Origin of the sequence: Flavobacterium sp. FlaQc-57 (assembly GCF_044007395.1) — a bacterium.
Classification (GTDB): Bacteria; Bacteroidota; Bacteroidia; order Flavobacteriales; family Flavobacteriaceae; genus Flavobacterium.
Window position 1 is genome coordinate 1 of sequence record NZ_JBIPDA010000014.1, and the last position, 812, is coordinate 812.

The 812-nt window shown below is 39.5% G+C and carries 1 pseudogene; it reads right to left on the minus strand.

The features are described 5' to 3' along the window. Positions 1-812: pseudogene (locus ACHRVZ_RS21395) on the minus strand (hypothetical protein); the annotation flags it as partial.

Genomic DNA, 812 nt, shown 5'->3' on the forward strand with positions numbered 1-812 from the left:
CTGTTGGCACAGTTACCGGAGTTAATTTTACGTCTCCAGGGTTTGTTCCAATTACTACATCAACTCCATTCAATTTATCGTTCAATGTTAATGCTGGAGTTTTTCCACCTGTGTTACCATTGATCTCAGCTGTTTTCTCTGTTACGGCATCGATTGTTGGCTGACCTACTACAATGATTGATGTTACTTCATCACAATTACTTGGATTGGTTACTTCGCAGATTCTGTATGTCAGGTTATAGTCGCCTGCCGGTGTATTTGGAGCTACTGAAACTGTTCCGTCCGTATTCAGCGTTAAGCCTGTTGGCACGGTTACCGGAGTTAATTTTACGTCTCCAGGGTTTGTTCCAATTACTACATCAACTCCATTCAATTTATCATTCAATGTTAATGCTGGTGTTTTTCCACCTGTATTACCATTGATCTCGGCTGTTTTCTCTGTATTTGCGCAAATGACATTATATATAATAACATTTAATGAAGGTGCAGAAGTACATCCTGTTGCATCAGTTGTAACCGTATAACTATAAACTCCTGAAGTTAAACCTGTAATTAATTTAGTCGCTGTATTACCTGAGATATTCCCTGGATTTATTGTCCAATTCCCTAATGGTAAATCAGTTAAAACAATACTTCCTGTAGGAGCTACGCATGTAGGTTGGATTACTGTTAAAGCTGGCACTACTGGTGCTGATGGTGCGCCATTGATTGTTAAAACAACAGCTGTTCTTGTCAAACTTGAACAAGTTCCGTTTGAAGTCTGACCGTATAGTGTTCTGGTAGCAGCAACTGTACTTACTAATGTTGCCGGA